The 25514-nt window shown below is 56.0% G+C and carries 26 protein-coding genes and 2 pseudogenes; 9 read left to right on the top strand and 19 right to left on the bottom strand.

Annotation, left to right across the window (positions count from 1 at the left end; genetic code table 11):
* Positions 1-27: 27 nt before the first annotated feature.
* The 5 genes from ACQ86N_RS17270 to ACQ86N_RS17250 all read right to left on the bottom strand — a co-directional run bounded on the left by ACQ86N_RS17270 (position 28) and on the right by ACQ86N_RS17250 (position 3265).
* Positions 28-237, bottom strand: a complete 210-nt coding sequence (locus ACQ86N_RS17270; protein WP_431217453.1) for a T9SS type A sorting domain-containing protein — start codon at positions 235-237, stop codon at positions 28-30.
* Between the two features lie 8 nt (positions 238-245).
* Positions 246-1094, bottom strand: coding sequence for a hypothetical protein (locus ACQ86N_RS17265; RefSeq protein WP_431216224.1), 849 nt, complete (start codon positions 1092-1094; stop codon positions 246-248).
* Between the two features lie 86 nt (positions 1095-1180).
* Positions 1181-2035 carry a hypothetical protein gene (locus tag ACQ86N_RS17260; protein WP_431216223.1) on the bottom strand — a complete coding sequence of 285 codons (855 nt, stop codon included), beginning with the start codon at positions 2033-2035 and terminating at the stop codon, positions 1181-1183.
* A gap of 161 nt (positions 2036-2196) precedes the next feature.
* Positions 2197-2400: a RagB/SusD family nutrient uptake outer membrane protein gene (locus ACQ86N_RS17255; RefSeq protein ID WP_431217452.1), complete on the bottom strand. Its 204-nt coding sequence runs from the start codon at positions 2398-2400 to the stop codon at positions 2197-2199.
* Complete coding sequence (locus tag ACQ86N_RS17250) at positions 2384-3265, bottom strand: RagB/SusD family nutrient uptake outer membrane protein (RefSeq protein WP_431216222.1); 882 nt, start codon at positions 3263-3265, stop codon at positions 2384-2386. Before ACQ86N_RS17250 ends, ACQ86N_RS17255 begins: the two co-directional genes overlap by 17 nt.
* On the opposite strand from ACQ86N_RS17250, the gene ACQ86N_RS17245 reads away from it, so the two are divergent.
* Positions 3246-3629 carry a hypothetical protein gene (locus ACQ86N_RS17245; protein ID WP_431216221.1) on the top strand — a complete coding sequence of 128 codons (384 nt, stop codon included), beginning with the start codon at positions 3246-3248 and terminating at the stop codon, positions 3627-3629. The two genes, ACQ86N_RS17250 and ACQ86N_RS17245, sit on opposite strands and share 20 nt — an antisense overlap.
* Positions 3630-3655: 26 nt before the next feature.
* Here the strand turns inward: ACQ86N_RS17245 and ACQ86N_RS17240 are convergent, their stop codons facing one another.
* The 8 genes and pseudogenes from ACQ86N_RS17240 to ACQ86N_RS17205 all read right to left on the bottom strand — a co-directional run bounded on the left by ACQ86N_RS17240 (position 3656) and on the right by ACQ86N_RS17205 (position 9535).
* Entirely contained in the window at positions 3656-5752 is a 2097-nt protein-coding gene (locus tag ACQ86N_RS17240) for a hypothetical protein (protein WP_431216220.1), read from the bottom strand.
* A complete protein-coding gene (locus ACQ86N_RS17235) occupies positions 5749-6561 on the bottom strand; it encodes a TonB-dependent receptor plug domain-containing protein (RefSeq protein ID WP_431217451.1) in 813 nt (270 codons plus the stop codon). Before ACQ86N_RS17235 ends, ACQ86N_RS17240 begins: the two co-directional genes overlap by 4 nt.
* Positions 6501-7037 carry a hypothetical protein gene (locus tag ACQ86N_RS17230; RefSeq protein WP_431216219.1) on the bottom strand — a complete coding sequence of 179 codons (537 nt, stop codon included), beginning with the start codon at positions 7035-7037 and terminating at the stop codon, positions 6501-6503. Before ACQ86N_RS17230 ends, ACQ86N_RS17235 begins: the two co-directional genes overlap by 61 nt.
* A 33-nt stretch (positions 7038-7070) precedes the next feature.
* Positions 7071-8045 carry a FecR family protein gene (locus ACQ86N_RS17225; RefSeq protein WP_431216218.1) on the bottom strand — a complete coding sequence of 325 codons (975 nt, stop codon included), beginning with the start codon at positions 8043-8045 and terminating at the stop codon, positions 7071-7073.
* A 6-nt stretch (positions 8046-8051) separates the two neighbouring features.
* Entirely contained in the window at positions 8052-8186 is a 135-nt protein-coding gene (locus ACQ86N_RS17220; RefSeq protein ID WP_431217450.1) for a sigma factor-like helix-turn-helix DNA-binding protein, read from the bottom strand.
* A 151-nt stretch (positions 8187-8337) separates the two neighbouring features.
* Positions 8338-8556: pseudogene (locus ACQ86N_RS17215) on the bottom strand (sigma factor); the annotation flags it as partial.
* 249 nt (positions 8557-8805) lie between these two features.
* Positions 8806-9252: a GntR family transcriptional regulator gene (locus ACQ86N_RS17210; RefSeq protein WP_431216217.1), complete on the bottom strand. Its 447-nt coding sequence runs from the start codon at positions 9250-9252 to the stop codon at positions 8806-8808.
* 13 nt (positions 9253-9265) lie between these two features.
* Positions 9266-9535: a GntR family transcriptional regulator gene (locus ACQ86N_RS17205; RefSeq protein WP_431216216.1), complete on the bottom strand. Its 270-nt coding sequence runs from the start codon at positions 9533-9535 to the stop codon at positions 9266-9268.
* A gap of 184 nt (positions 9536-9719) precedes the next feature.
* Here ACQ86N_RS17205 and ACQ86N_RS17200 point away from each other — a divergent pair, with 184 nt between their 5' ends.
* From ACQ86N_RS17200 to ACQ86N_RS17185, 4 genes are all read left to right on the top strand, one after another.
* The gene (locus tag ACQ86N_RS17200; RefSeq protein WP_431216215.1) at positions 9720-12077 is read left to right on the top strand and encodes an ABC transporter permease; all 2358 of its coding nucleotides are present in this window, start codon (positions 9720-9722) and stop codon (positions 12075-12077) included.
* 69 nt (positions 12078-12146) lie between these two features.
* Positions 12147-12734 carry an HdeD family acid-resistance protein gene (locus ACQ86N_RS17195; RefSeq protein ID WP_431216214.1) on the top strand — a complete coding sequence of 196 codons (588 nt, stop codon included), beginning with the start codon at positions 12147-12149 and terminating at the stop codon, positions 12732-12734.
* Between the two features lie 55 nt (positions 12735-12789).
* On the top strand, positions 12790-15189 hold the full coding sequence (locus tag ACQ86N_RS17190) for a mechanosensitive ion channel family protein (protein ID WP_431216213.1): 2400 nt from the start codon (positions 12790-12792) through the stop codon (positions 15187-15189).
* 11 nt (positions 15190-15200) lie between these two features.
* Positions 15201-15578, top strand: coding sequence for a hypothetical protein (locus ACQ86N_RS17185; protein WP_431216212.1), 378 nt, complete (start codon positions 15201-15203; stop codon positions 15576-15578).
* A 103-nt stretch (positions 15579-15681) separates the two neighbouring features.
* Here the strand turns inward: ACQ86N_RS17185 and ACQ86N_RS17180 are convergent, their stop codons facing one another.
* From ACQ86N_RS17180 to ACQ86N_RS17165, 4 genes and pseudogenes are all read right to left on the bottom strand, one after another.
* Positions 15682-16956, bottom strand: coding sequence for a hypothetical protein (locus tag ACQ86N_RS17180; protein ID WP_431216211.1), 1275 nt, complete (start codon positions 16954-16956; stop codon positions 15682-15684).
* A 343-nt stretch (positions 16957-17299) separates the two neighbouring features.
* The gene (locus tag ACQ86N_RS17175) at positions 17300-18508 is read right to left on the bottom strand and encodes a DNA gyrase C-terminal beta-propeller domain-containing protein (RefSeq protein ID WP_431217449.1); all 1209 of its coding nucleotides are present in this window, start codon (positions 18506-18508) and stop codon (positions 17300-17302) included.
* A 109-nt stretch (positions 18509-18617) separates the two neighbouring features.
* Positions 18618-19545: pseudogene (locus ACQ86N_RS17170) on the bottom strand (DNA gyrase subunit A); the annotation flags it as partial.
* A gap of 345 nt (positions 19546-19890) precedes the next feature.
* Positions 19891-20334: a phosphoribosyltransferase family protein gene (locus ACQ86N_RS17165; RefSeq protein ID WP_431216210.1), complete on the bottom strand. Its 444-nt coding sequence runs from the start codon at positions 20332-20334 to the stop codon at positions 19891-19893.
* 147 nt (positions 20335-20481) lie between these two features.
* Between ACQ86N_RS17165 and ACQ86N_RS17160 the strand changes: the two genes are divergently transcribed.
* The 3 genes from ACQ86N_RS17160 to ACQ86N_RS17150 are packed head-to-tail and all read left to right on the top strand — an operon-like array spanning position 20482 to position 23201.
* Positions 20482-21813, top strand: a complete 1332-nt coding sequence (locus ACQ86N_RS17160; RefSeq protein WP_431216209.1) for a 4Fe-4S dicluster domain-containing protein — start codon at positions 20482-20484, stop codon at positions 21811-21813.
* 18 nt (positions 21814-21831) lie between these two features.
* The gene (locus ACQ86N_RS17155; RefSeq protein WP_431216208.1) at positions 21832-22470 is read left to right on the top strand and encodes a Crp/Fnr family transcriptional regulator; all 639 of its coding nucleotides are present in this window, start codon (positions 21832-21834) and stop codon (positions 22468-22470) included.
* 8 nt (positions 22471-22478) lie between these two features.
* On the top strand, positions 22479-23201 hold the full coding sequence (locus tag ACQ86N_RS17150) for an SDR family oxidoreductase (RefSeq protein WP_431216207.1): 723 nt from the start codon (positions 22479-22481) through the stop codon (positions 23199-23201).
* A gap of 174 nt (positions 23202-23375) precedes the next feature.
* On the opposite strand, the gene ACQ86N_RS17145 is transcribed toward ACQ86N_RS17150, so the two are convergent.
* Both ACQ86N_RS17145 and ACQ86N_RS17140 read right to left on the bottom strand, forming a co-directional pair.
* Positions 23376-23915 carry a YceI family protein gene (locus ACQ86N_RS17145; protein WP_431216206.1) on the bottom strand — a complete coding sequence of 180 codons (540 nt, stop codon included), beginning with the start codon at positions 23913-23915 and terminating at the stop codon, positions 23376-23378.
* Positions 23916-23957: 42 nt separating this feature from the next.
* Positions 23958-24656 (bottom strand): Crp/Fnr family transcriptional regulator, encoded by a 699-nt coding sequence (locus ACQ86N_RS17140; protein ID WP_431216205.1) that lies wholly within the window; start codon positions 24654-24656, stop codon positions 23958-23960.
* Between the two features lie 72 nt (positions 24657-24728).
* Here ACQ86N_RS17140 and ACQ86N_RS17135 point away from each other — a divergent pair, with 72 nt between their 5' ends.
* Positions 24729-25508 (top strand): (Fe-S)-binding protein, encoded by a 780-nt coding sequence (locus ACQ86N_RS17135; RefSeq protein ID WP_431216204.1) that lies wholly within the window; start codon positions 24729-24731, stop codon positions 25506-25508.
* Positions 25509-25514: the final 6 nt, after the last annotated feature.

The raw sequence follows: 25514 nt of genomic DNA, 5'->3' as shown, positions 1-25514 counted from the left end.
TAGCGACTGGGCGGATCCGGGTTGACATCACTTTTTTATGAATTTACTTTCGGCTATTTTTTTGCCGCTAGCCGCGTCGGCGATCGTGAGGATATACATTCCGTGCCGGAGGCCGGCGGTGGCGACGGTAAAGAGGCCTGTGCCTTTGACCCTCGAGCTGAGCACTACCCTTCCGGAGAGGTCGACGATGGTAACGCCAAGGTCGTTGGAGGTGTTTTTATTGAGATTTACCGTCAGGGTCTTTTCTACCGGGTTTGGGTAGACGAGGGCTGTGGAAGATGATTTGGCGAGGCGAGCCGTTGCGACGGTCGTATCGGCGGGGTTCCGGTATAGATGACGACTTTGGTACCGTTGTAGTCGTCCTTGGTAATGAGGTATTCTCCGGTAGACTTGTGGTAGGCCTGGACGCCGTATTGCGAGTCGGTGTCGTTGCCGGCGTATACGCCGCCGGTGGGTGTCAGGGTGAGCATCAGGTTGCCGGTGCTGAGGCTGAAGACGTCGATATTCGGTATGGCGTAGTAGCCGATGAAGACGTAGTCTCCGGCGACCGCCATGGATTTGGCCTGGGCCCGGGAGAGCGTGATGACGAGATTGGGAGTTCTGTTGCCTGCGAGCCAGCCGTTGTAGACCTCGATGCGGTTGCCGATGAGGGTCCAGTCGGTGCTGCCGCCGGCGAGGACCATTTTGTCGCTGGCGGGGAGGTAGCCGAGGCGGTTGAGGGGTGCGATCGACGCGGGTGTGGGTGTGGATATGGCGGTCCCGTAGATGGGTCTGCCTCCGGCGGTAAAGCCTGTCAGCGGATAGTGCTGTATGGCGTTGGTCTTGTCGTAGCTGGTCCAGCGGTCGCCGATGGAATCGAGCTGGAAGCCGTTGCGGACGTGGGGCTGGATCGTATCTCCGGGAATGGCGATATAGCCGTCGGTCGACGGATTGAAATAATACGTGTAGAAGACGTCCGTATTCTGGTTGGCGGCGACTAATAGTCGGTGGCCGCCCGCGTTTGCGATCATTCCGAAGTGTTCGCCGCGTCCCTTGTCGCTGGGGCTGATGCGGGCGTCGCCGGGATAGCGGTATGGGTCAATTGTATTGGCCACGTAGTTGCCGCCTCCGGTGCCGGTAAAATGGTAGAGGATATTGCCGCTGTAGAGGTCGGCGCCGTCGGTGCCGGCGTCGGCGGAGGCTATGCCTTCGAAGTTGAGGGCCTGGAGGGTCCACTGTAGTGCGCCGGTGCTGTCGTAGCAGTGGAGATCCGTCGCGCCGTTGCGGCCGAGGTCCCAGTGCCGCCCCAGGGGTTGTTCAGGACATAGAGCCGTCCCTGTGTGTCGCGGCCGATGCCTACGACGCGGGTAAATCTTTTGTCGCCCGTCTGTCCGCGTATGCCGGAGGTTTGGTTGAGGTATCCGCCCGGGACGCCAAAGCTGCCCAGCAGCGCGGCCGACTGTCTGTCGTAGATCTTGATGTTCATGTCGGGGCCCTGATCGCCTACGAGCAGCTGTCCGTGGCGGTTATCGACGTAGAGTGCCGACGGGCGGGAAGCCGTGTCCATGTGGATCACGGTTCCTGCCGTGCCGAGGGTATCGAACTGCAAAAGGGTTGAAGAGCTCATTTGGGCCACCCAGATGAAGCCGTTGCTGTCAACGGCCAGTGCGCCGGGGGACGTGACGGCCCATTGTCTCACGAGTATTCCGGCGGGGGTGAAAACGGCGATGCGGTTGCCGGCGTAGTCGCCGGCGTATACTCTGCCGTTGAATACGCCGAGTCCGCGGATAACGTCGCCGGTTGCGGTGGTGGTGCTACTGCCCTGGAAGACGAGGTCTCTGGATTTCGTGGCGCGGTTGTAGCGGCCGATATTGTAGGCCGGTGTTTCCTGTGCGGTGAAGACCCAGGTGGAGTCGCCGGCAATGGCGCTGCCACTGGGACTGGTTGGTCCCGCCCATGCCGCCGAGTATGGCGCCGTTCTGGTAGATGCCGATGTTCCGGCCGTTCTCGTCCCAGCCGGAAGAGGTGGTATACGATGCCGCCGGGCGAGACCCACATCGAGCGAGCGCAGTTGCCGACGTGGTTGGCGTTGTCACCATAAGTGTTGCCGACCCAGGACGTCGTGTATTGTGCGTAGCAGGCGGCGCCGGGCAGCAGGACAAGAATCAGGAGAATAAGGTTTCGCATGGTCAATCGTATTAATTATAGGTGTGTGGTTTAATATCCGTGGTTCTGTGCGAGGCGGGGGTTGCGTTGGATCTCCCGCAGCGGGATGGGCCATAGGGTCTGGTCGGCGCCGATGCCCAGTACGGCGGGTGCGCGGCCGGTGCGGGCGAGGTCGTAGAAGCGCTGTCCTTCGAAGGCCAGCTCCTTGAAACGTTCGTTCTCGATGGCGAGGGTGAGGTCATAGCCTTTGGCTATGTCGTCGGCGTGCTGGGGAAGTCATAGGGGAAGTCGAGGTCAGTGGTTGTGCGAAGGCGCGTCTGCGGATCGTATTGAGCATATCGGTAGCGGCCTGGGTCTGTCCGAAGGCATTGAGTGCTTCGGCGCGGACGAGGATGATGTCGGCGAGGCGCAGGGCTAAGATATCGGGTTCGGTTCCGCTGGTAAGCCGCGGGTATTTGTTGACGTAGGGGACGGGTGTGGCGGGGGCTGTGGGTGTGCTCATGGCGACGGCGACTTTCTGGCGGATATCGCCGGTCTGGAAGGCCGACACGATCTTTGGGGTCGGCGCTATCTGGTAGCTGCCGGGCTGGACGCCGGCGGGGACGCCGGAGGTGGGCAGGTAGAAGCTGTAGAGGCCGTGGGCTTGTTGGGTGGAGCTGACGTACTGGATCTCGAATATCGCCTCCGTGCCGTTCTTGCCGCTGGTGGAGAACATATTTGCGTAGGCCGTGGCGCCGGTCACGAGGCTGTAGGTCGAATTGTTCAGGACGTACTGGGCGTTCGCGGCTGCCGAGTCATAGTTCTTCATGCTGAGAAAAACTTTGGAGAGGAGCGCCTGGGCGCCGCCTCGGGTGGCTCTGCCGCGGGTGTCGACGGTCGCGGGCCAGGTCTGCGGCAGCAGGGCTTCCGCCTGGTGGAGGTCGGAAACGATCAGTTGGAAGGTCGAATCTACCGAAGAGCGTCGGATCGTAAAGTCGGCGTTGAAGGAGGTATAGGGTGTGGTCACGAGGGGTACTCCGCCGAACGCTTTTACGAGGTTGTAGTAGAGGTAAGCACGAACGAAATAGGCTTCGCCCATGATGCGGGTCTTCTGTCCGGGGATGAAGAGGCTGTCCCGCATGGCTGGAACGTGTTTGAGCAACATCGTTGGCGCGGCCGATGCCGGTATAGTTGTTCTGCCAGTAGGTGGCGACGATGAGATTGTCGACGGGGATGCCGTGCAGGCCGAAGGGGGCGTAATTGGCGGAGTTTACGACTGTGGCCGCGTCGCTGGCGGCGTCGAAGGCCAGCGGCGACTGCTGGGCGAGCGACTGTATGGTGGGATACATGCCGACCGCGGCGCTTTCGGCGTCGTTGGCGGTCTGCCAGTAGTTGTCCTCCGCGATGGTGAATTCGGGCACCTGGTCCAGGACCTTGGAGCAGGAGAAGAGAAAGAGAAGAGAGCAATAGCCAACTATCTTGTAGCATATGGAGCTTCGTTTTGATGTTAGTGCGCAATGGCTTTTGGTTTTTAGAAATTGACCGACAGACCGGCAAGGAAAACTTTCGGCTGGGGCTGGACGGCGTAGTCGATGCCGAGCTGGGAATTCTTTACGGACTGGTTCTGCGACTCGGGGTCGAAGCCGGAGTAGCTGGTGATCATGAACAGATTTTGTGCGCTGAGATATGCGCGGGCGCTGGTCAGCCGGGCTTTTCGGGTCCAGGTCTGGGGCACGGAGATAGCCGAGCGTGATATTTTTGAGGCGGATATACGATCCGTCTTCGACCCAGCGCTGGGACATATCGCCGTTGGTGATGCTGTTGGTTTGGACGGGGTCGTTGAACATGGCTTTGGGTACGTTGGTCGGATGGGCCTGCGACCATCTGTTAAGCGTTTGTACGTCCGCGTTGTGCAGTAGCTGCTCATCCTTTCCAGGAAGGCGCGGGTCTGGTTGTAGACCTTGTTGCCATAGCTGGCGTAGATGAAGAAGCTCATGTCGAAGCCTTTATAGCTGAAGGTATTGGTCAGTCCGCCGGTGAATTTGGGCAGGGCGTTGCCGAGAATTACCCTGTCGGCGGCTGTGATCTTGCCGTCGTGGTTGATGTCGTCATAGATCATATTGCCGGTCTTGGGGTCGACGCCTTTGTTGCGGTAGCCGAAGAAGGAGCCGACGGGTTGTCCGACGCGGAAGATGCTGGTGGGCATGCTGCCGGAGTATGCGGCGGGCAGGCTCTCGGTAAAGTCCGAGCTGGTGGGGTCGCCTTCGATGGTTTCGGGCAGGCTGGTGATCTTGTTGCGGTTGATCGAAAAATTGATCCCGGTGCTCCAGTTGAATTTGCCGCGGATATTGTCCGTGTTGACCTGGATCTCGAGGCCTTTGTTGATGAGCTGGCCGATGTTGGCGCCGTTGGTGCGGGCGAAGCCGGAGGTATAGGGCAGGTCAAGCTTGAAGATCAGCCGGTTTGTCACCTTGTTATATGCATCTACCGTGACGCTGACGCGGTTGTCGAGAAAGGTCATGTCGAGGCCGAGGTCGCTGGCGACGGTGGACTCCCAGCTGAGGTCCTGGTTGGATAGGGAGGTGGCGGCGATGCCGGCTTCGGAGCCGTAGTTATAGCCGGTGCTATAGGTCGCGAGCGAGGGAAGTCCGTGCCGAGGCCTTCGTTGTTGCCGGTGAGGCCGATGCTGCCGCGCAGCTTGAGGTCGTTGACGAATTTCACGTCGCGCATGAACGCTTCGTTGCTGATGCGCCAGCCGGCGGAAATGGAGGGGAAGAAGCCGTAGCGTTTGTTCGCGCCAAACCGGGAGCTGCCGTCGGTACGCAGCACGCCTTCGACGAGAAATCTGTCGTCGTAGCTGTAGCTTGCGCGGCCGGAAATACGATACGAGGCCCCATGCGGAGCGATAGTCGGTAGGTGCAGACAATGCGGTGAAGCCGCTGACGGACTGGATGATATCGGTCGAGCTGGTCGAGCCGCTGAAGCCGATGCGGCGAACCGAGGCTTGCTGGGCGCTCTGGCCGAGGAGGAAGGAGAGGTGGTTTTTGGCGTTGAGTTCCGGCGTATAGCTGAGCGTATTCTCGTTGATCCAGAGGAACTGGTTGAATACGGAGACGAAGCCCGTGGCGGGTGAGCCGTTGTTGACCAGGGTTGACTGGTAGCGGTCGTCGGTGACCTGCTGGTTGTCGAAGCCGAGGCTGCTGCGTAGTTTGAGGCCTTTTGCGATCGTGTATTCGCCGTAGATATTGCCTACATAGCTGTCCACGCCGGAGACGAAGCGGAGGCTGTTGGCGAGCATCACCGGATTCGTATTCCTGCGGAGGGGGTCGCTGAAGTAGGAGCCGTTCTTGTTGTAGATGGGGTTGTTGGGGTTGGCGATCAGCGCGGCGGCGAGTACGGACTGGCCGGAGAAGCTGTTGTCCATGCGGTGGTTGATGGAGTGTGTGCCGGTGATGTTGACGCCTATCTTCAGGTGGTCGGTCGCCATGAAATCGAAATTCACCCTGCCGTTCCACCGGCGGTAGTGCTGAACGCCCGTGATCGTTCCGGTCTGGTCGAAATAGCCGAGAGACACGTAGTGCGAGGTCTTGCCGGTGCCGCCGGATATGGAGAGGTTGGCGTTGGTCATCGGCGCCTGGCGGAAGATGGCGTTCTGCCAGTTGGTGTTGGTGTCCGTGTAGTTGACCAGGGGTCTGCGGGCAGGTTGGCGTTGGCGCGTTCTTCGCGGATGAGGTCGACGTACTGGCGGTTGTCGAGGAGGTTGAGGCGTTTGGTCACCTCTGCCATTCCTGTATAGCCGCTGAACGTGAATTTCGATTTTCCCGCCACTCCCCTCTTCGTGGTGATGAGGATAACGCCGTTGGCGCCGCGGCTGCCGTAGATGGCTGCTGCGGCGGCGTCTTTGAGTACCTCGATGGAGGCGATGTCGTTGGGGTTGATGTCGTTGGTGGAGGCGATGCGCTGGCCGTCGCCGGATATGCCGTACTGGGCGGCGGGCAGGTTGTTCATCGGCACGCCGTCGACCACGTATAACGGTCTGTTCTCTCCGAAGAGGGAGCCGTTGCCGCGGATGCGGATATAGGTCTCGTCGCCCGGCGAGCCCGAGTTCTGGACGACCTGTACGCCCGAGGCCCTGCCCTGGAGGGCGGCGTCGATGCTGGTCACGGGGGTATTGGCGATATCGGCGCCTTTTACGGTGGAGACGGAGGCGATGAGGTTCCTGCGGCTGGACGTGCCGTAGCCGATGACGACAACGTCGTTGAGCCGGCCGCTGACGGCTGTCAGTTTTACGGTATAGTCACTGGTCTGCTGGCTGATGGCGATCTCGGCGCTGCTGTATCCGGTGTAACTGATGAGCAGGGTTTGGTCGCGGTCTTCTACGCTGAGGCGAAACCTCCCATTGATATCGGTGCTGGTCCCGCGGTTGCTGCCTTTGATCTTGATGCTGGCGCCCTGGAGCAGCTGTCCTTCGAGGGTTGTGACGGTACCGGTGATCCAGTGTCCGTCGCGGGTGGCGGCGACGCCCAGGGCGGGAGTTTCGGCGGTTGTTTGTGCGGAATCCGGGCGGCGGCGCCTGCGATCGTTGTTAGTTTTTTCGTCTTGTCTTGCATGATCAGGTAGGACCTGGCCTTTACCTTTTTGTAGTTGAGGGCGAAGGGGCCGATGAGTGCGCTGATATTCTCTTCGGCGGAGCGGCCGAAATTGATCAGGCCCGAAGGGACGAGGAGGCCGTCTACCGTCCTGTCTTCGAAGAGGATGTCTACCTTATAGTGGTCTTTGACCAGACGGAGCGCTTCCGAGAGGCGGATGGAAGAGTCTTTGTCTTCACCCGCGAAGGTTCTCGGAGTTTGAAAAAGGGAGAGGATTGCAAAAAGCAGTAGTCCTTTCAACAGTTGATGATGAAATCTTTTCATAAAAGCAGCATAGTATTTAGTTCGTTAAAAAGTCTATTCGGAGAAGTAAACGGTGCCTTCCCGGATGGTATAGTGTATATTCAGCAATTGAGCGATGACGTCGAGGAGTTCGGCCGAGGTATCGGCGTGGAATGAACCCGAGATGCTTCTTTCCGACAGGGACGGGTTGTCAAAATGTACGGACAGTCCGAAATTGTCCCGGATCATTCCGGCGAGTTCCGACAGGGAGGTGCCGTCGAACAGGAATTCGTGGTCTTTCCATGCGGAGAGGTTCTCGGGGTTGGCGATGCGCTGCAGGCGGGTCTTTGCGCCCTTGTGCGTGGTGAAGAGGTCTCCGGGCTGCAGGAGCAGTTGTTTTTCCTTTTTCTCTTCGGTATAGTGCAGCTCTACTTTTCCTTCGCGGAGGACGACGGTAGCCTTCTCCCCTCTCGTATAGACTGTGAAGCGGGTGCCCAGGACCAGGACTTTCAGGTCTTTGTCGGTCGTGACGGTGAAGGGCCGGTTGCCGCTGTGGGTCACCGTGAAGTCAGCTTCTCCGGAGAGGTATACGTCGCGGTTGCTCTCTCCAAAGCCAAACCGGCTGTAGCGCACCGTGGTATTCGCGTTCATGGATATCAGGCTGCCGTCGGGAAGGACGACCGACCGGGTCTCGCCGTAGGCGGTAGACATCGACTGGTAGAGCAGCTGATCTTTTATCGCATAGGTGGCTGCGGCCAGGGTAAGGGTAGCGATGACGGCGGCGATGAGTCTGAAGCGGAACAGGGTTTTGGGGCGTTTGGTGGTTGGTGAGGACCGGGCCGATGTCTGGTGATCCGTGATATTATTCAGCGCTGTCGTGGTATCGGGGGTGAACAGGGAATTGGCTTTTTCCCATTCGTCGAGCCATTCGTAGTAGCGTTCGGTGTTGGCGGGATCGCCGAGCCAGTCTTCGATCTGTTGTTTCCGGAGGGGTGTCGACCGCCCGGAAAAGTTTTCAAACAATAGTTGCTTATCGACCAGATTTTCCATGGTTGCTCATTTCAAGTAATCGGATAAAGTTCGTTTAAGGATGCTGAGGGCTTTCATCATGTGTGCTTCGACCGTCTTGGGCCGGATCCGGAGTTCGTCGGCGATCTCTCTGTTCTTTCGGCCTTCGAAGCGGCTGAGCAGGAAAACCTTCTGGCACTGGGGCGGAAAGGTTTCGATGGTCCGTTCGATCCTCGGTCATCAATTCGCCGAGCAGCAGGATCGACTGCGGGTTGGCGTCTTCGACCGGCTCGGGTGTCGCCGTCATTTTCTCGCCGAACTCCTGTTTCAGGTGGTTGTAGGCGCTGTTCCGAACGGCCGTATACAGATAGGCGCGAAAGGTGGACGTGACCGATTCGTATAGCTTTTTATTCCAGAAGTTCAGGAATACTTCGCTGACGATGTCCTGTGCGATCTCTTTCGAGTAGACGAAACGGGTGGCGTGGCTGCAAAGAGGACTGTAGTATTTTTTGAACAGGACGGCGAAGCCCTTGTCCGGGTCGTCTTTGAGCATGATCCGGATGAACGTCTCGTTGTCCATCAGCAGCGCCTGGTCATCGACGTCTTTGTCCACGGCGATCCGCAGTGGATTGTTGCCGGATGATTGTTTCGGTTCTTTCATTTGCAAGTGGCTCGTTCGGCCTCTTCGTGGCCTTGTTGTTTACAGGACAAAAAAATGATAATTTACCCTTAGTGGGGAGGGGAATTTTTTTTCGCGCCGGTGGGGGTGGTATAGTTGGCGGCTGAGGGCCGGCGGAGGATGTTATGCCTTTTTGATATCGATGGAGTAGGTGAATTTGTCCGCGCGGTAGTAGCCGACGTTGTATTCGATGGGGCGGTCGCCGGGGTCATAGACGAAGCGTTCACGGAATAGTATAGGCGCGTCGGCGGGAACCTGGAGGATTCCGGCCATGGGTCCGGCCAGTCTGGCGCTGATGTTCTCGTTGGAGCGAACGACGAGCACGCCGAATTTTTCTTCGAGCAGGCTATACAGCGGGCGGGAGAAATCGTCCTCGGGGGTAAAGCCGATACGGGGGTGGAACCAGCTTTCGAAATATACGATGGGGTCGCCTTCGGAGCCTTTGAGCTTGGAGAGTTTGAAGACGTTCTTATGTAGGCGAATGTTGAAGAAGCGGCTGACTTTTTCGTCGGCTTTGACCCATTCCGACTTCAGCTGCAGGTTTTCGACCTGCACGCCGCGCTCGTGCATCTCGCGGGTGAAGCTATACCGAGTGGTCGAGGCCGGTCGACAGTGCCTTTTTTGGCAACGGTCGTGCCGACGCCTTTTTGCGGTTCAGGAGGCCTTCGTACTCGAGTTTGTTGGTAGCCTGGCGGATGGTATTGCGGGAAACGCCCAGGCGGTTGGCCAGTTCGACCTCTTTGGGGAGGAATGCACCGTTGCGAAACTCGGGGGAATCTATCAGTTTGCGTATCAACTCTTCCACCTGGAGGTGTAGCGGAATCTTGTTCTGATGATCGACGCGCAGCTGCATAAGTTATGAATGTTCAAACATACCGACTTTTTGTGCTAATGCCAAACTATTTTTAGCAGTCCGGACAGCGGATGTATCGTAACCGGACAGCGAAGCGGCGGCCGTCATCGGTAAACTTCTGAATGTCAGCCCGTAAGGAAAGGGGCACCTTTTTAGATCGGGAGTCAGGAATAAAAGCCCCCGCATGCTCAAGAACTATTTCAAGATCGCCTGGCGAAACCTGTTCCGGAACAAGGCTTTCGCTGCGACCAATCTGCTCGGCCTCGCCATCGGAATGACCTGCAGCATCCTGATCTTTCTGTGGGTAAACGACGAGCTGTCGTATGATAAATTCCATTCGAATTACAGGGATATCTATCAGGTGATCGCCAACCGGGATTTCAAGAACTCGGTGTTCACCGACAGAAATATGGCGTTTCCGCTGGGTCCGGCTCTCGAGCACGGTTATCCGCAGATAAAGACGGCGGTGGAGATGACCTATCCGCAGCAGCGGTTGCTGGCTTTTGGCGAGAACAGGGTCAAGAAGACCGGCTATACGGTCAGCGGACATTTTTTCGAGCTGTTCACCTGGAAGTTCCTGAAAGGCAATCCGGCCAGTGCGATCACGGATGCGTCTTCGATAGTCCTGACCGCCAGCGCCGCAAAAGCCTATTTTGGCAATGATGAGCCGGTCGGAAAGACCATGAAGCTGGACGACAACGAGCTGGTGAGGGTAAGCGCCGTCGTGGCCGATGCGCCGGACAATTCGACGTTCCGATTCGATTTTATACAGCCGTTCAACTATTCGGATTCGAACCTAAAGCCGCAGATGAACGAGTGGAACAATTCTTCCTGGAATGTTTTTGTGCAGCTGGCGCCGGGTGCGAATGTGGCTGCGGCGCAGAAGGCCGTGAACGATCTCAAGAAGTCGCATAGTCCGGGCGACAAGGTCAGCAGCTATTTTTTGTTCCCCATGAACAGGTGGCGGCTCTACAGCGATTTCAAGGATGGAAAGAATACGGGTGGGATGATCGAGTATGTGCGGTTGTTCTCTGTGATCGCGGTTATCATCCTGCTGATCGCCTGCATCAATTTTATGAACCTTTCGACTGCCCGATCGGAGAAACGGGCCCGCGAGGTGGGGGTCCGCAAGACCTCGGGCTCGGATCGCGGGCAGCTGATGGCGCAGTTCCTGTTCGAATCCATCATACTGACGGCGATCTCGTTTGTAATCGCGCTGCTGGCCGTGTGGCTGCTGCTGCCGGCCTTCAATCTGATGCTGGAAAAGCATATGTCGCTGAATCTGGGCGACCCCGTATTTTTAACGGGGTTGGCGATCATTATTCTTTTTACGGGGATCGTAGCGGGCAGTTATCCGGCGTTCTATCTTTCGTCCTTCAACCCGGTGAAGGTCCTGAAGGGTACGCTTGTCGCGGGCAGGAAGGCCATTATTCCGCGCCGGGTGCTGGTGGTCTCGCAGTTCGCGATCTCCATTCTGCTGATCTCGGCTACGATCATCGTCTACCGGCAGCTGCAGTACGTGAAGAACCGCGATATCGGCTATGATCCCGACAATCTTATTGCGCTGCCCAATACGGATCTCCTCAACAAGAACTACGCCGCCTTCCGCAACGACCTTCAGTCCACGGGTCTGATAAAGGCGGTAGCGAGGACGATGTCGCCCGTTACGGAGGTCTGGTGGCGCAGTCCCGCGCCGCACTGGGAGGGGCAGCTACCCGATCAGGAGATCATCTTTATGGGCCAGCGGGCGGACGAACACTACACGGACGGTCTCGGCATCCGGTTGCTGGAAGGAAAGGGTTTTACGGGAATGCCTTCCGACTCGGGGAGTGTACTGCTGAACAAGGCGGCGGTGGAGGCGATGCACCTGGCCCATCCTGTTGGGGCTGTTCTGCGCTATGGGCACAGTCAATATACCGTCATCGGCGTAACGGATAACGTCGTCATGGAATCACCGTATAAGCCGGTGGACCCGCAGATGATCTATTATGCGCGGGGCGGCGGCAATTTCTTCAATATCCGGCTGAGGGACGGCGTGCCGCCGCAGCAGGCGATCGAAGTCCTGAAGGGGCTTGTCCGGAAATATGATCCCGCTGCGATCTTCGAATACCGATTTGTCAACCAGGACTTCCAGAAGAAATTTCTCGCTGAAGAGCTGATCAGCAAGATCACGAATATTTTCGCGGGGCTGGCGATCTTTATCTGCTGTCTCGGTCTGGCGGGTCTGGCCTCGTTCACGATGGAGAGGAGGGTTCGCGAGTTTGGCATCCGCAAAGTGTTGGGTGCGTCGGTGCCGCAGCTGTTGGGGCTGATCTCGCAGGAATTTCTGCGGCTTGTAGGGATAGCTTTTGTGATTGCCGTGCCCCTGACCTGGTGGGCGATGAGCAGCTGGCTGGAGAAATACAGCTTTCGTATTGCTATAAGTCCGTGGACCTTTGTTGTCGTTGGGTTGTTGCTGCTGGGGCTGACTTTGCTGGTGGTGGGTCTCAATACTATACGTTCGGCTATGCGTAATCCGGTGAAGAGTTTGAGGACGGAGTAGCCAAACTGGACGGAGTCCAGTTCCCGACATTAGCCGTTCGGGGACAAAAAATTACTTTTCGACAATTTTTTGTCCCGATTTGCTATATTGTCGCCCAATGCCTGTAACCACCTCAAAATTTACCAGCTGGGGGCTGCTCCTGATCGCGGGGGCATCTTCGTCGGCATCGGGATCCTTGCTTTTATCAATCCGCTGAGCGGCTATGTTAAGCTTACGAAGTTTGCGGGCATCGGCCTTTTGCTGAATGGCGGTCTGTTGCTGGCCATGGTCATTCTGCGGCCCGTTCCTTCGAGGGAGAGCAAGTGGCTGCAGGTAGAAAGTGCTTTTCACCTTTTCTTCGGGCTGCTTTTCGTCTTCAATCCCCTTCTGGCTTTTATTGCCCTCCCCTATTTTATCGGCAGCTGGATGCTGATGGTCGGCATACTCAAGATACTGGCCGCTATCGCGCTCAGAAAGCTGATCCTGGGCCGGGGGTTTATCATGGCGGCGGGGCTTCTTTCCACCCTTTTTGGCAGTCTTTTGCTTTTTAGTCCTTTTGCGCGGGCCAGCAGTATCACGATACTGATCGGAGCCTTTGGCGTGACGATGGGCTGTCTGTATATCATTGACGCCCTGCGTTATCGCCGGAGACCGGACAACGTCGATGTCATGTTTTAGCCTTAGCTTTGCCCAGCATATTATAATATATGAAGCGTTTCCAAATCCTCCTTGCGTGTCTTTTCTGTGTTTTTTGGCTAATGCCCAGGACAGCACAAAAACTGCCGCAAAAGACACCATTAAGACAGGCAAGATTACCCGAAAGAAGACCACGGACTATTACCGGGAGAACTACAAGCATGTCCGCCGGAAATTCGATTCCACGCTGTTTACGAATATCACCGTTCCTACTTCGAGCGACTATGCGGAAGATATCGAAAATGTCTACCAGCTGTTGAATAAGGTGCCGCTGGTAACGGAGTCGTTCACCCATCTCGACGAGATCGACGACAAGCTGGACGATGAGGACTCGGCGCTGACCATTCTGAAAGACAGGATGTCGCAGAGTGACCGGACCTTCCATGTGCAGAACCTTCAGATGTTCAATATGCTGTTGGACGCGCTCAACCAGAGCGTCAGGGGTTATTCCAAATACCTCAACCGGTATGACTCGATGCTGGACGGGGTCCGGGCCAGTATCGAAAAGCTGAAAAAGGACTCGCTGATGCTGCATATCCTGCGGGACTCGGCGCTCAGCGATACCTTCAAGGTGCAGCTGCAGGCTCTGAAAGCGAAATGGAGGCAGGCGGACAGTCTGGTGACCCTCAACGGCCAGCAGATCAATTCCCTCAAATCAGAGGCTTCGGCGCATACCATCGCGATCGTGGACCTGCTCAACCGTGTCGACCAGGAGCTGGCGGCTGTGGGCACGCGCGCCTTTGGCAAGGAGCGGCGTTATCTCTGGGAGCCGCGGTCGCAGGGGGCCAGAAATTTCACAAGGGCGAATATGCAGAAGTCGCTGGATAGCGAACGCCAGCTGGCGAGGTTCTATTTTTCCAATACGCGCAGCAGGCGGTCCTGGCTGCTGCTGGCAGGCGCTGTGTTCTTCTTCTGGATATGGTGGAATTTCCGGACGCTGCGCCGGATGGACAAGCTGAGTGCGATCGAGCATTTCCATTTCCGTCATATCAACCCCTACCCTATTGCTGCCTCGCTGGTCTTTCTGCTGACGCTGGCGCCGCTGGCCGACCTGCATGCGCCGGCTATCTATATCGAGTCGGTGGAATTTCTGCTGATGGTCGTGCTGACCTTTGTCTTTTGGAAGTCGCTGCCGCGTAATCTTTTTTATGGCTGGTGTATATTCCTGCTGCTATTCCTGTTGTTGCCGCTGGTTCGTCTGCTGGGGATGCCGCTGAGTATGGAGCGGTGGGCGACCTTTATCATCGACAGTGCGTCGTGTGTATTTGCGTGTTTCTTCCTTTTTGGGAAGCGAAAGATCAGGGACCAGCCGCGGCTGTTCCAGTTTGCAATCGGGCTCTATTTGTTCTTCAATTTCGTGGCTGTGGTCTTCAATCTGTTCGGCAGGGTCACGCTGTCGCAGATATGCGCGTCGACGGCTGTATATTCTTTTGCCGAGACGGCTTCGCTCGCCGTGTTCGTGCGCAGCGTTGTTGAGGCCTTTCTGTTACAGATACAGAGCAGCCGGATCCGGAAGAAGTATCCGGAGAACTTCGACCTTACGGGCATCTCGAAGAATATATCCCGAATGGTCATCACGGTCGGCATCGTCCTTTGGTTCATCGTGCTGATGACCAATCTGGACCTGTTCGATGCGATGAACGACCTGCTGGTGGACGTGTTCACTTCGGACCGGTCGGTCGGGAATTTTTCCTTTACGCTGGGCGGGCTGGTGCTTTTCCTGGGTATCATCTGGCTGGCCAATTTTCTGCAGAAATATATCGCTTATTTCTTCGGGGATACCGGTGATGATGCGTCGCTGGACGACCGGGGGCAGCGTTCGCGGCTGCTGGTCACCCGGCTGGTGCTGCTGATCGGCGGGTTTCTGCTGGCGGTGGCGGCGAGCGGGCTTTCTGTAGACCGGATAACGGTGATCCTGGGAGCTCTGGGTGTGGGTGTCGGTCTGGGTCTACAGAATATCGTCAATAATTTTGTGAGCGGTATTATTCTGATCTTCGACAGGCCGGTGCGAATCGGTGACACCGTAGAGCTCGGCGACAAAAAGGGGCGTGTAAAGGAGATCAGTATCCGGACCAGCACGCTGCTGACGGACGAGGGTGCGGAGGTGATCATTCCCAACGGGGACGTCTTATCGAGCCGCATCGTCAACTGGACGCTGAGCAACAGCCATGTCCGGCTGGCCATCACCTTTAACATAGAGAAACCGGTGAATCCGGAGATCATCAAGGAGGACCCCATCAAGGATATCGTCCGGAAGCATCCCAATGTGCTGAAGGTGCGCGAGCCGCAGATCATACTAAATACGATCAACTCGAAGACGCAGGAGCTGCAGGTCTATTTCTGGATCGATGATATCACGAAGACGCCGTATACTACCGGCGAGTTGAGGACGGCTATTTACAGGCAGCTGGATCAGATGGGGGTTACGGTGTTATAAAACCTTAGACCATGATAATACGATCGTTTTTGGCCTTTTCGTTCGTTGCCGGGATTGCGTTGACCACGTGTGCGCAGTCCACGGGGCAGGACAGCCTGCCGCCGTTGCATACCCTACTGGCTGCGGATATCGATTCAATCGCGCCTTCCTGGCAAAACAATCATATTACCGTAACACTCAAAAATGGGACTTCGCTTGTATACAGCCCCGAGGAGTGGGATATGGAGATCTATGAACCGACGCTTGACAAGCGGTTCCGCGAAGCGATCAGGAGTATCAGCAGGACTTTTACGAAGGCCGAGCATGCGCCTGAATTTCCCGGCGGAGAGGAAGGATGGTCCGAGATGGACCCCGGCTACGCAAAACGGATATACCGTCATTTGCTATAAGCGTGTTCAGGCAAGGCCGGCCGCAAACTGATAAGCTGGTCTTCCGACAATAAAAAAGCCCCGGTTTGTGCCGGGGCTTTTTCTTTTAGTATGATGCGTGCGACTAGTGGTCCTTGTCGACGTTGTTGAACTTGTTGGTATAGAAATCGACCTTTTCTTTTCCGGCGCTCTTTTGTTCGTAGATGGTGATCAGGAGGTCGTAGGCGTCTTTGAGGGCGCTTTTTTCGTCCATCTTCAGCTTGCCTTTGGCGCCCGTGTCCTTGTCGACCATTTCGAAGTACGGGATCGCTTCGTCGAATTTCTTGGTGGCGGCGATGCGGAGGTCAGCCCTTTTCTTGACGTCTTCGGGGCCTTTGCCGGGGATCTTTTTGGTCTGGCCCTGGAGGTCTACTCCCTGGTTGTAGGAGATCTGTCCGAGGACGAGGGCGGCCTGCGGGTAGTCGGGCTGGATCTCGAGACATTTCTTCAGCATCTCCTGTGCCCTTGCCGTCTTAGCCTCAAAGTTGGCCGGGCGGGGGCCCTTGGTGGTATCGGAAGCGTACTGGTACAGCTCGAGACCGTAGTTAAAGGCGAAGAGGTGATTCTTGGGGAATTTCGCTACGATCTCCTCGTATTTGGCGAACAGGGAATCCTTGTTGCCTTCTTCGCGGATGATATCCAGCTCGGTGCTCGGCCAGAACAGGTCTTCGGGATACTGTTCTTTCGCGAGGTTCAGGAATTTCTGGGTATTGGCCTTATCCTTTTTGGTGTTGTAGTAATCGACAAGCCATTTGTAGATGTCGATCATGTTGGAACCGTTGATATTGGCGATTTTGGCGTCGGCCAGCTTACCATAATAAATGGCGGCAGAGTCCTTTTTGCCTGCCTTCTCCGCGGAGATACCGGCGTAGAGGGTCGAGGTGGTATCGATCTTGAGGTTGGTCCAGCCTTTGGAGTTCATGAAGGAGCTGGCTGCGAGTGCGCCGCTGAAATTCTTTAGGGCGTCGTCGTATTTGCCGCCGTTGTAGTCGTTGGCGCCGATCTGGAAATAGCCCTGGTAGATCTCGTTGACGGGTTTGTATCCATCCATCTGGAGAAGTAACAGCTTCTTGTCGTCGATCTCCGTGTATTTCTTCAGCGCTTCGAAGGCCTGGTCGCGGGCGTCGGGATACTGTGCCCTGGTCTGGTCGTTCGCGGCGAGCGCATTGTACACCTTCAGTTTGGTATACCATGCTTCGGGGTTCTTTTGACCTTTGTCAGTCGCGAGTACCTTGTCGATCTCAGTCTTTGCGTCGGGCAGCTTGTTGGACTTCAGTAGGTCTTTTGCCTTGTCGACGTTTTGCGCGAACAAGCCCATACCAGCGGCGGCAAGGAAACCAGTTAGAAGGAGTCTTCTCATTTTTTGATTATTTATTATAAAGATACAATTTCAAATTGCTGAATAGCAGCGTCTTGCCACAAACAACGGGCCAAAATCCCCAATTAACCGGATATTAATTCGCGTAGTGGTCACCTGCCGTTATTTTGGATCGTTACTCTGCCGGAGCAATATCCGGGCCAGCTGCCGATGCCGGGTCCTCGGTCGTCGGCCGACGTTTCGTCGGGTGACTGGTCGGTATCCGGCAGATCGATCGCGGGGCCTGAGCCTTCTTCAGCTGTATCGGTAATTGCTGCGTTGACCTCTTCTTCCAGCTTGTCGAGTTTGGTGATGGCGGCGATCTCGTCGTTTTCGTCCAGGCGGATCAGTTTAACCCCTGGGTTGCACGACCCTGTTCGCTGATACCGGCAATAGACATACGGATGGTAACGCCACTCTTGTTAGTAATCATGAGGTCTTCGGACTCGGTGACGTCGAGAATGCCCACTAATTTACCGGTTTTCTCCGTGACACTGATCGTTTTTACGCCTTTTCCTCCGCGATTGGTGATCCGGTATTCGTCGATGGGTGTCCGCTTGCCATATCCTTTGTCGCTGACGACCAGGACGGTGCGGGTCTTGTCTTCCTTATTGACACAGATCATGCCAATCACTTCGTCGCCTTTGTCGTCCACTTCGATGCCGGCTACGCCGATGGCGCCTCTGCCGGTGGGGCGGACTTTTTCTTCGAAGCGGATGGCCCTGCCGCTCTTGACGGCCAGCAGGATCTCGGAGTTGCCGTCGGTCAGGCGGGCTTCCAGGAGCTGGTCGCCTTCGACGATCGTGATGGCGTTGACCCCGGTCTGGCGTGGGCGGCTGAACTCTTCGAGGGAGGTCTTTTTGATGATCTCCTGCGTGGTGCAAAGTACGATATAATGATTATTGACGAAGGCTTCGTCTTTCAGGTCCTGTACGTCGACGATGGCGCGAACCTTGTCGTCGGGTGGGATCTGGATGAGGTTCTGGATGGCCCGGCCCTTGCCGTTCTTCTCCCCTTCCGGGATCTCGTAGACGTTGAGCCAGTAGCACCTGCCCTTTTCCGTAAAGAAGAGCATGGTATGGTGGGTGGAGGCTACGAAGAGGTGGTCGATATAGTCTTCTTCGCGGGTGCGTCCGCCGATGGCTCCGCGTCCGCCGCGGCGCTGCTGGCGGTATTCGGTGGCGGAGGTCCGCTTGATATACCCGAGGTGAGAGATCGTGATGACGACGTCTTCTTCACGGATGAGGTCCTTGATGCTGACTTCGTTGTCGAGATAGGTGATCTCGGTCTTGCGTTCGTCGCCAAATTTATCTTTTACTTCCTGAAGTTCGGTGCGGATGACGTCGAAGCGTTTGCCTTCGTCGGCGAGCAGTTCTTTCAGGTGGGTGATCAGTTTCATCAGGTCGTCGTATTCCGCGCGGATCTTGTCGCGTTCGAGACCCGTCAGTCGCTGCAGGCGCATGTCGAGGATGGCTCTTGCCTCGATCTCGTCGAGACCCCAGCCGGCGTTGATCAGTCCTTCGCGGGCGATCTCGGGGGTGGCGGAGGCGCGGATAAGGGCGATGACCTCGTCGAGGTGGTCGAGCGCGATCAGGTAGCCCCTGGAGGATATGGGCTTTCTTTTCGGCCTCTTTCAGTTCGAATTTCGTCCTGCGGGTAACCACTTCCATGCGGAAGTCGATGAACTCGACGATCATATCCCGCAGGTTGAGCGTTTTCGGCCTGCCCCTGACGATGGCTACGTTGTTGATCCCGTAGGAGGTTTGCAGCTCCGTATGCTTGTACAGCTGGTTGATGACGATATTGGCCACCGCGTCCCTTTTGAGGTCGATGACGATACGGGTGCCTTCTCTCTTGTTCGATTCGTTGTTGATATGGGCGATGCCTTCGATGACCTTTTCGTTGACCAGCTGGCCGATGCGGTCGCAAAGGGCGTCGCGGTTCACCTGGTAGGGCACTTCCGTGACGATGATCGTCTCACGGCCGCTGGCCTTGGTTTCGACCTGCAGTCTGGCGCGGAGGACGACGCGCCCGCGGCCGAAGTGCATGGCGGCCTTGACTCCTTCCATACCATATATAATACCGCCGGTTGGGAAGTCGGGGGCTTTGATATGTTCCATCAGGCCTTCGATGGTGATCTCGTGGTTGTCGATATAGGCGAAGCAGCCGTCCACGATCTCTGAAAGATTGTGGGGCATCATGTTGGTGGCCATACCGACGGCGATGCCGCTGGAGCCGTTCATGAGCAGTTGGGGAAGGCGGGTAGGCAGGACCGTAGGCTCTTCGAGCGAGTCGTCGAAGTTGGGCTGGAAATCGACCGTTTCCTTCTCGATATCTTCCAGCATGTACTCGGCCTGCCGGTGGAGGCGGGCTTCCACATAACGCATGGCTGCGGGGCCGTCGCCGTCCTCGGTTGCCGAAGTTACCCTGGCCGTCGACGAGGAGATAGCGCATGCTCCATTCCTGGGCCATACGGACCATTGCGTCGAAGATGGCGCTGTCGCCGTGGGGGTGGTATTTACCCATTACTTCCCCGACGATACGGGCAGCCTTTTTATGGGGTTTGTTGCTGTTATTACCTAGCTCGTTCATCCCGTGGAGGATACGGCGGTGCACCGGCTTCAGGCCATCGCGGACGTCGGGCAATGCGCGGCCGACGATGACGGACATCGAATAGTCGATGTAGGCCGTCTTCATTTGTTCTTCAATATTTACCGGGACGATGCGATTGTTGTCTTGCGTTTCCAGTGGAGTGCTGTTATCTTCCATAGTCTTTATTTTGGCGCCGCTGGCTTTTTTAGCGCGCCATGGGCGAAACACCCCCACTCTGGGGGATGGCAAATTTACCGTTTTTGCCCTTAAAAACCCGTTAAATCGCCTCGTTTTTTTAGCCACCGTTTATCCACGAATGTGGATAGAAAACCGCAGGAAAAGCCTCTATTCCAGCCAGGCGCCCTTCACCAGGTCGCCATCCACCTCGACATAAATGTGCTCCTGCAAGGTGGTAGACAGGGAAAGGCCGGTATAGTCGGGTTGTACGGGGAAGGTTTTGTGGGTCCTTTCGACGAGGACGAGGGATTCGATCTTGCGGGGATGGAAGTCAAGAAATGGCTTCATGGCGTAGAGAAGGGTCTTCCCGCTCATGGCTACGTCGTCGATGACGATCACGACCTGGTCGTCGAACGGGAGGGTCTCGCTGAGGGTGACGGGGCCCGGGTTGCGCTTGTCCAGGGAGATGGAGATCAGGCGGGTAGACAGGGGGCCGGCGATCTCTTTCAGGATGCGCTGGATGGTCCGGGCGATGATGGTGCCGTTGTCGCGGATGCCGGCCAGTATGAGTTGGTTCTCGCCGGAGTTGTTTTCCAGTATTTCGTAGGCCATTCGGCGCAGCTTTTTTCTGCGACCTCCTGAGTTAAGATATAATTCTTCATAATTGTGCCGGGTTCCGTCCGGCATCTCTCCTGCCGGGGCGCACAAATTACACCATAACGGCAAATCACTTATCTTAGACGCTATAATTAATTTTCTATGGATGCTCTTCAGCAGATCCTTTTTGCCCTGATCGCCATTACGGCAATTGTCCTTTTCGCCAAAAGGGTCGGCCAGATAAGGCGCAATATCCTGCTGGGACGTGATGAAGATCTTTCGGATAACCGTGGTTTGCGCTGGAAGAATATGCTGCTGCTGGCTTTCGGGCAGAAAAAGATGTTCCGTAACCCATTGGTGGCGGTGATCCATCTGGTCATTTATGTCGGCTTTGTCATTATTAATATAGAGGTGCTGGAGATCGCCCTCGACGGGATATTGGGCACGCATAGATTGTTTTCCCGGCTGAGTACCCCTCTGTATCTGTTATTGATCGATGGTTTCGAGGTGCTGGCGCTGGGCGTGCTGGCGGCCTGTGTCATTTTTTTGGTCCGGAGGAATATGTTGCGGCTGCGGCGTTTTCTCAGTCATGACCTGGACGGGTGGCCGCGGAGCGACGCCAATTATATCCTGATCACCGAGATCATCCTGATGCTGCTGTTTTTGACCATGAATGGTGCGGATACCGTATTACAGGCCCGTCACTATGGCCATTATGGTTCGGCTATGACCGGGGATTTTCTGGTATCGCGGGCCCTGCACCCTCTGCTGAGCGGATTCAGCAGCCCGGCGTTGGTGGGACTGGAGCGGACCTGCTGGTGGCTGCATATCATCGGGATCTTCGCTTTTCTCAACTACCTGCCATTTTCCAAGCACCTGCATATCATTTTTGCGTTTCCGAATGCGTATTATGCGCGGCTGCAGCCCGAGGGTAAGCTGAAGAATATGCCGGCGATCCAGCAGGAGGTGTTGTATGCGGTACAGCCGGAGCTGGCGCCGCCTGCGCCGGCTGCCGGCGAGGAGGCGCCTGTGGTGCCGAAATTCGGGGCGAAGGACGTGTTTGACCTCTCGTGGCGGAACCTGCTGGATTCCTATTCCTGTACGGAGTGCGGGCGGTGCAGCGCGGCCTGCCCGGCGAATCTGACGGGTAAGCTGTTGTCGCCGCGCAAGATCATGATGTCGACGCGGGACCGGCTGGAGGAGGTGGGAAGGAATATCAATGAGAACGGGAGTTTTAAAGACGACGGGAAGAATCTGCTGGATTATATCTCGGTGGAAGAGCTGCGGGCCTGTACGACCTGCAATGCCTGTGTGGAGGAGTGTCCGGTGAGTATCAGTCCGCTGGAGATCATCGTGGAGATGAGAAGGGCGCTGGTGATGGAGGATAGTAATGTCCCGGCCGAGTGGACGGGGTTGTTCAGCAATATCGAGAATAATTTCGCGCCGTGGAAGTTTAGCCCGGATGATCGCGATAAGTGGTCGAGTGAGGTCTAACCCATTCAAGCGCTCAAGATGATGGAAGCAATCGTTAGCTGTCTGTTGCAAAATGGTCGTTTTGACCTTCAGGAGCTGGACTCTATAAAGAGCAGATTTGTGTCCCAAACTATATCTAAGGGCGGTTATTTCTCCGAGGCCGGGAAAATCGCCAGACAGGTGGGGTTCGTTACCAGCGGCATTTTCCGGGTCTGCACCTATGACCAGGAAGGGGAAGAGTTCACGCGTGCTTTTGTTGACGAGAACCGGCTAATCGTCGATTACAATAGTTTTACCAATGAAATTCCCTGCAGGGCGTTTATACAGGCGCTGACCGACTGTGAGTTGTTTGTGATCGGAAGAGCCGATTTTATCGAGCTGTCGGGGGCTATCCCGGACTGGGAGCCGACGATATCCCGCATTATGCTTTCTACGATGATGCGCAAGGTCACTGAGGCAGGCGCCCTGTTGTCTTCCGACGGCAAGCAGCGTTATGAGACCTTTCTGGAGCGCTATCCCGGCCTTGTCAATCGTATCCCGTTGTCTGCGCTGGCTTCTTATCTTGGCGTTACACAGTCCTCGTTGAGCCGGATCCGAAAAATTTCTGAGCGGTTTTGTCTTTTTGCCAAATGGCAAAATCCTTGCGGAGGGGTGCGCCTAGATTTGTGTCATAAATAATAAATGACATGAAAACGGTTTTGATCACAGGCGCCAACAAAGGTATCGGCTATGAAACGGCCAGGCAGCTATTGAGGCTGGGGCATTTTGTTTTTCTCGGCAGCAGGGACTTACAGCGTGGCAGGAACGCGGTGCAGCAACTGAAGAACGAAGGTTTGACGAGGGTCGAATTGCTATCGATCGATGTGGCCGATAGGGAGTCTGTCGGGGCTGCGGCGCGCGAGCTGTCGTCGAAGACCGACAGGCTCGATGTATTGATCAACAATGCCGGGATTGCGGGTCAGATGCCGCAAAATGCGAGTGCGGTAGCCCTGGAAAATATACGGCGGGTGTTCGACACCAATTTTTTCGGCGTGATACAGACGACCCAGGCGTTTCTTCCGTTGTTGAAAAAGTCCGGGGAGCCGTGTATCGTAAATGTGTCGAGCGATCTCGGATCGCTGGGTAATCAGACCAGTGCGGACTATCCGTTCGCCGACGTGAAACTGACGGCTTATTGCTCGTCGAAGACGGCGCTGAATGCGTTCACGGTGATGCTGGCGTATGAGTTCAGGGATACTCCGTTCAGGATAAACAGTGTGAGCCCGGGGTATACGGCGACGGATCTGAACCAGCACCGGGGTCATAAAAGTGTGGAGGATGGGGTGGTTGCCGTGGTTAAGTACGCGCTGTTGGATGGAAGCGGGCCTAGCGGGAAGTTTTTTGGTGATGAGGGGGAGACGCCGTGGTAAGGGACGCTGTTGCGGTGGTTCACGCCCGGCGGTGGGTCGCGGTTCACGCATGGCCGGGGGTTGGGGCGCGGTTCACGCCCGGCCGGGGGGCGCGGTTCACATGGTTCACGGGGTTGCCACGGTTCACGCCCGGCCGGGGGGCGCGGTTCACATGGTTCACGGGGTTGCCACGGTTCACGCCTTTTTTGCTCGGACGGTGAGTGAGACGCTCAGGTTGTTCGAGATGGTGCTGGAGCCTCCGACCTCGTAGTCTTTCCGGTTGATCCGGAAGTCTCCCTTAAAGATATAGTCGTCACCCAGTCGCGTGGCGATAAAGGAAAAATTCAGATCTTTTGTCGTGTTCTTGATCGTGAGTTTCCCGGAAACAGTATAATGACCTTTCTTGTCGGGGCCGCTGCAGCCGGTCGAGACAAAACGGATCTTCGGATATTTTTCGACGTCGAAGTACGACTCCTTCTTCAGGTGGTTGTCGCGCATCTCGTTGTCGGTATTGACGGTGGTTGCGTCAATGGTGACGTCAAAACTGGATTTGGAAGGGTCATTGGGGTCGAAGACGATCTTGCCGTCCAGTCCTTTGAATGAGCCTTTTGTATTGAAGCCGAGGTTCTTTATCTCGAAGGCGACGGCCGAACCTTCATCTACGGGCTTGTATTCCTGGGCAAAAGAGACGGATACCCAGATCTGGGTCAGCAACAGAGAGAGGAGGATCTTCATATACATGCTTAAAAATAACGACTAACCGGAAATTCCGGTTGCCTAGGAGTTGGCGGCCACCAGCTTTTGTAGTTTTTTAACATCGAGAAAGCATATTTCCTGGCGGTTGTAGGAAAGGATGCCTTCAGTTTCGAGTTCATTAATCATGGTGGTGACCGTCTGGCGGCTGCTGCCGATGAGGCTGGCGATGTCTTCGTGGGTCAGGTAGTTGGGCATGCAAAAACCTTCGGCGGTGTTCTCCCCGAGGTTTTGTTCTACCAATTGCCAGAGGAAGTGAATGAGGCGGGTCTTGACGTCCTTGTTGAGAACGTTGACCAGGCGGTTTTCGATATTGCGGAGCTTGGCTCCCACCTGTTTGCTGTATTTGAGGGCCAGGTCTGGGCGGTTCTTGAGCAGCTTCTCGAAGTCTTCGATGGTGAAGGCGCAGATGCTGACGTCGTGCTTGTAGGCCTGGGCAAATTCTCCGTGCAGGTTTTTGCGTTCGAGGCTGAACTGGCCGAATAGCTCCCCGCTCTGGATGATCTCCTTGATCTTTTCGTTGCCGTCGTCGTCGATATAGCCGATCTTGATCGTGCCTTCCTTTACAAAATAAACCTTATTGTGATTATATGCCTCGAAGTAGATGTACTCTCCCTTGGGAATGTCGATGACCTGGTGTTGTACCTTCAACTCATTGTACTCCTCGTCGGATAAATGGCACCAAAAATTCTTTATCCGTGACATGCTGTCGTCGCCCGTCATATTGAACTCATTTAGCGACTAAAGTTACCGTAATTCCTTCATTTCCTTTAGATTTACGAAAAATTAATCCTCATGCAGGTGACTACTATGGCCGAACTGGCGGCGAAGGGCGAAAGCCCTGAGATCCTCTTTTGGGTTGGCTGTTCCGGCAGTTTCGATCAGCGGGCGCAGAAGATCACGAAGGCCTTTGCCACTATTCTGGATAAGGTCGGTCTCCGGTGGGCCATATTAGGGAAAGAAGAGATGTGTACGGGCGATCCCGCCCGCAGGGCCGGCAACGAATTCCTGTTCCAGATGACGGCCTATCAGAATATCCAGCTGCTGAACAATTATGGAATAAAGAAGATCGTCACCACGTGCCCCCATTGTTTTAATATTTTGGCGAATGAGTATGCCGAGCTGGGCGGAAAATATGAGGTGATCCATCACACGGTGCTCCTTCAGCAGCTGATCGATAGCGGCAGGATCGTTCTGAAGGAAGGCGGTCCCTTCAAAGGGAAGCGGATCACTTACCATGACAGCTGCTATCTGGGCCGCGCCAATAATATATATGAAGCGCCCCGGAAGGTGCTGGAGGTGCTGGACGCCGAGCTGGTAGAAATGAAACGCTGCCGCAGCAAGGGACTCTGCTGCGGAGCCGGCGGGGCGCAGATGTTCAAGGAAGAGGAGAAGGGCACGACCCGCGTCAATTTTGAACGAACCGGCGAGGCCGTGGATACGGGTGCGGCGATCGTGGCGGCGGCCTGCCCCTTCTGCAATACCATGCTGACCGACGGCGTCAAACACGCTGAAAAAGAGGAGAGTGTTAAAGTGATGGATATTGCAGAACTAATTGCCGGCTCGATGGTTTAACTTTGC

It is taken from the genome of Puia sp. P3 (genome assembly GCF_050632245.1).
Taxonomy (GTDB): domain Bacteria; phylum Bacteroidota; class Bacteroidia; order Chitinophagales; family Chitinophagaceae; genus Puia.
Note: the sequence above shows the minus strand (reverse complement) of the source record. Positions and strands in the feature narration are given on the sequence as shown.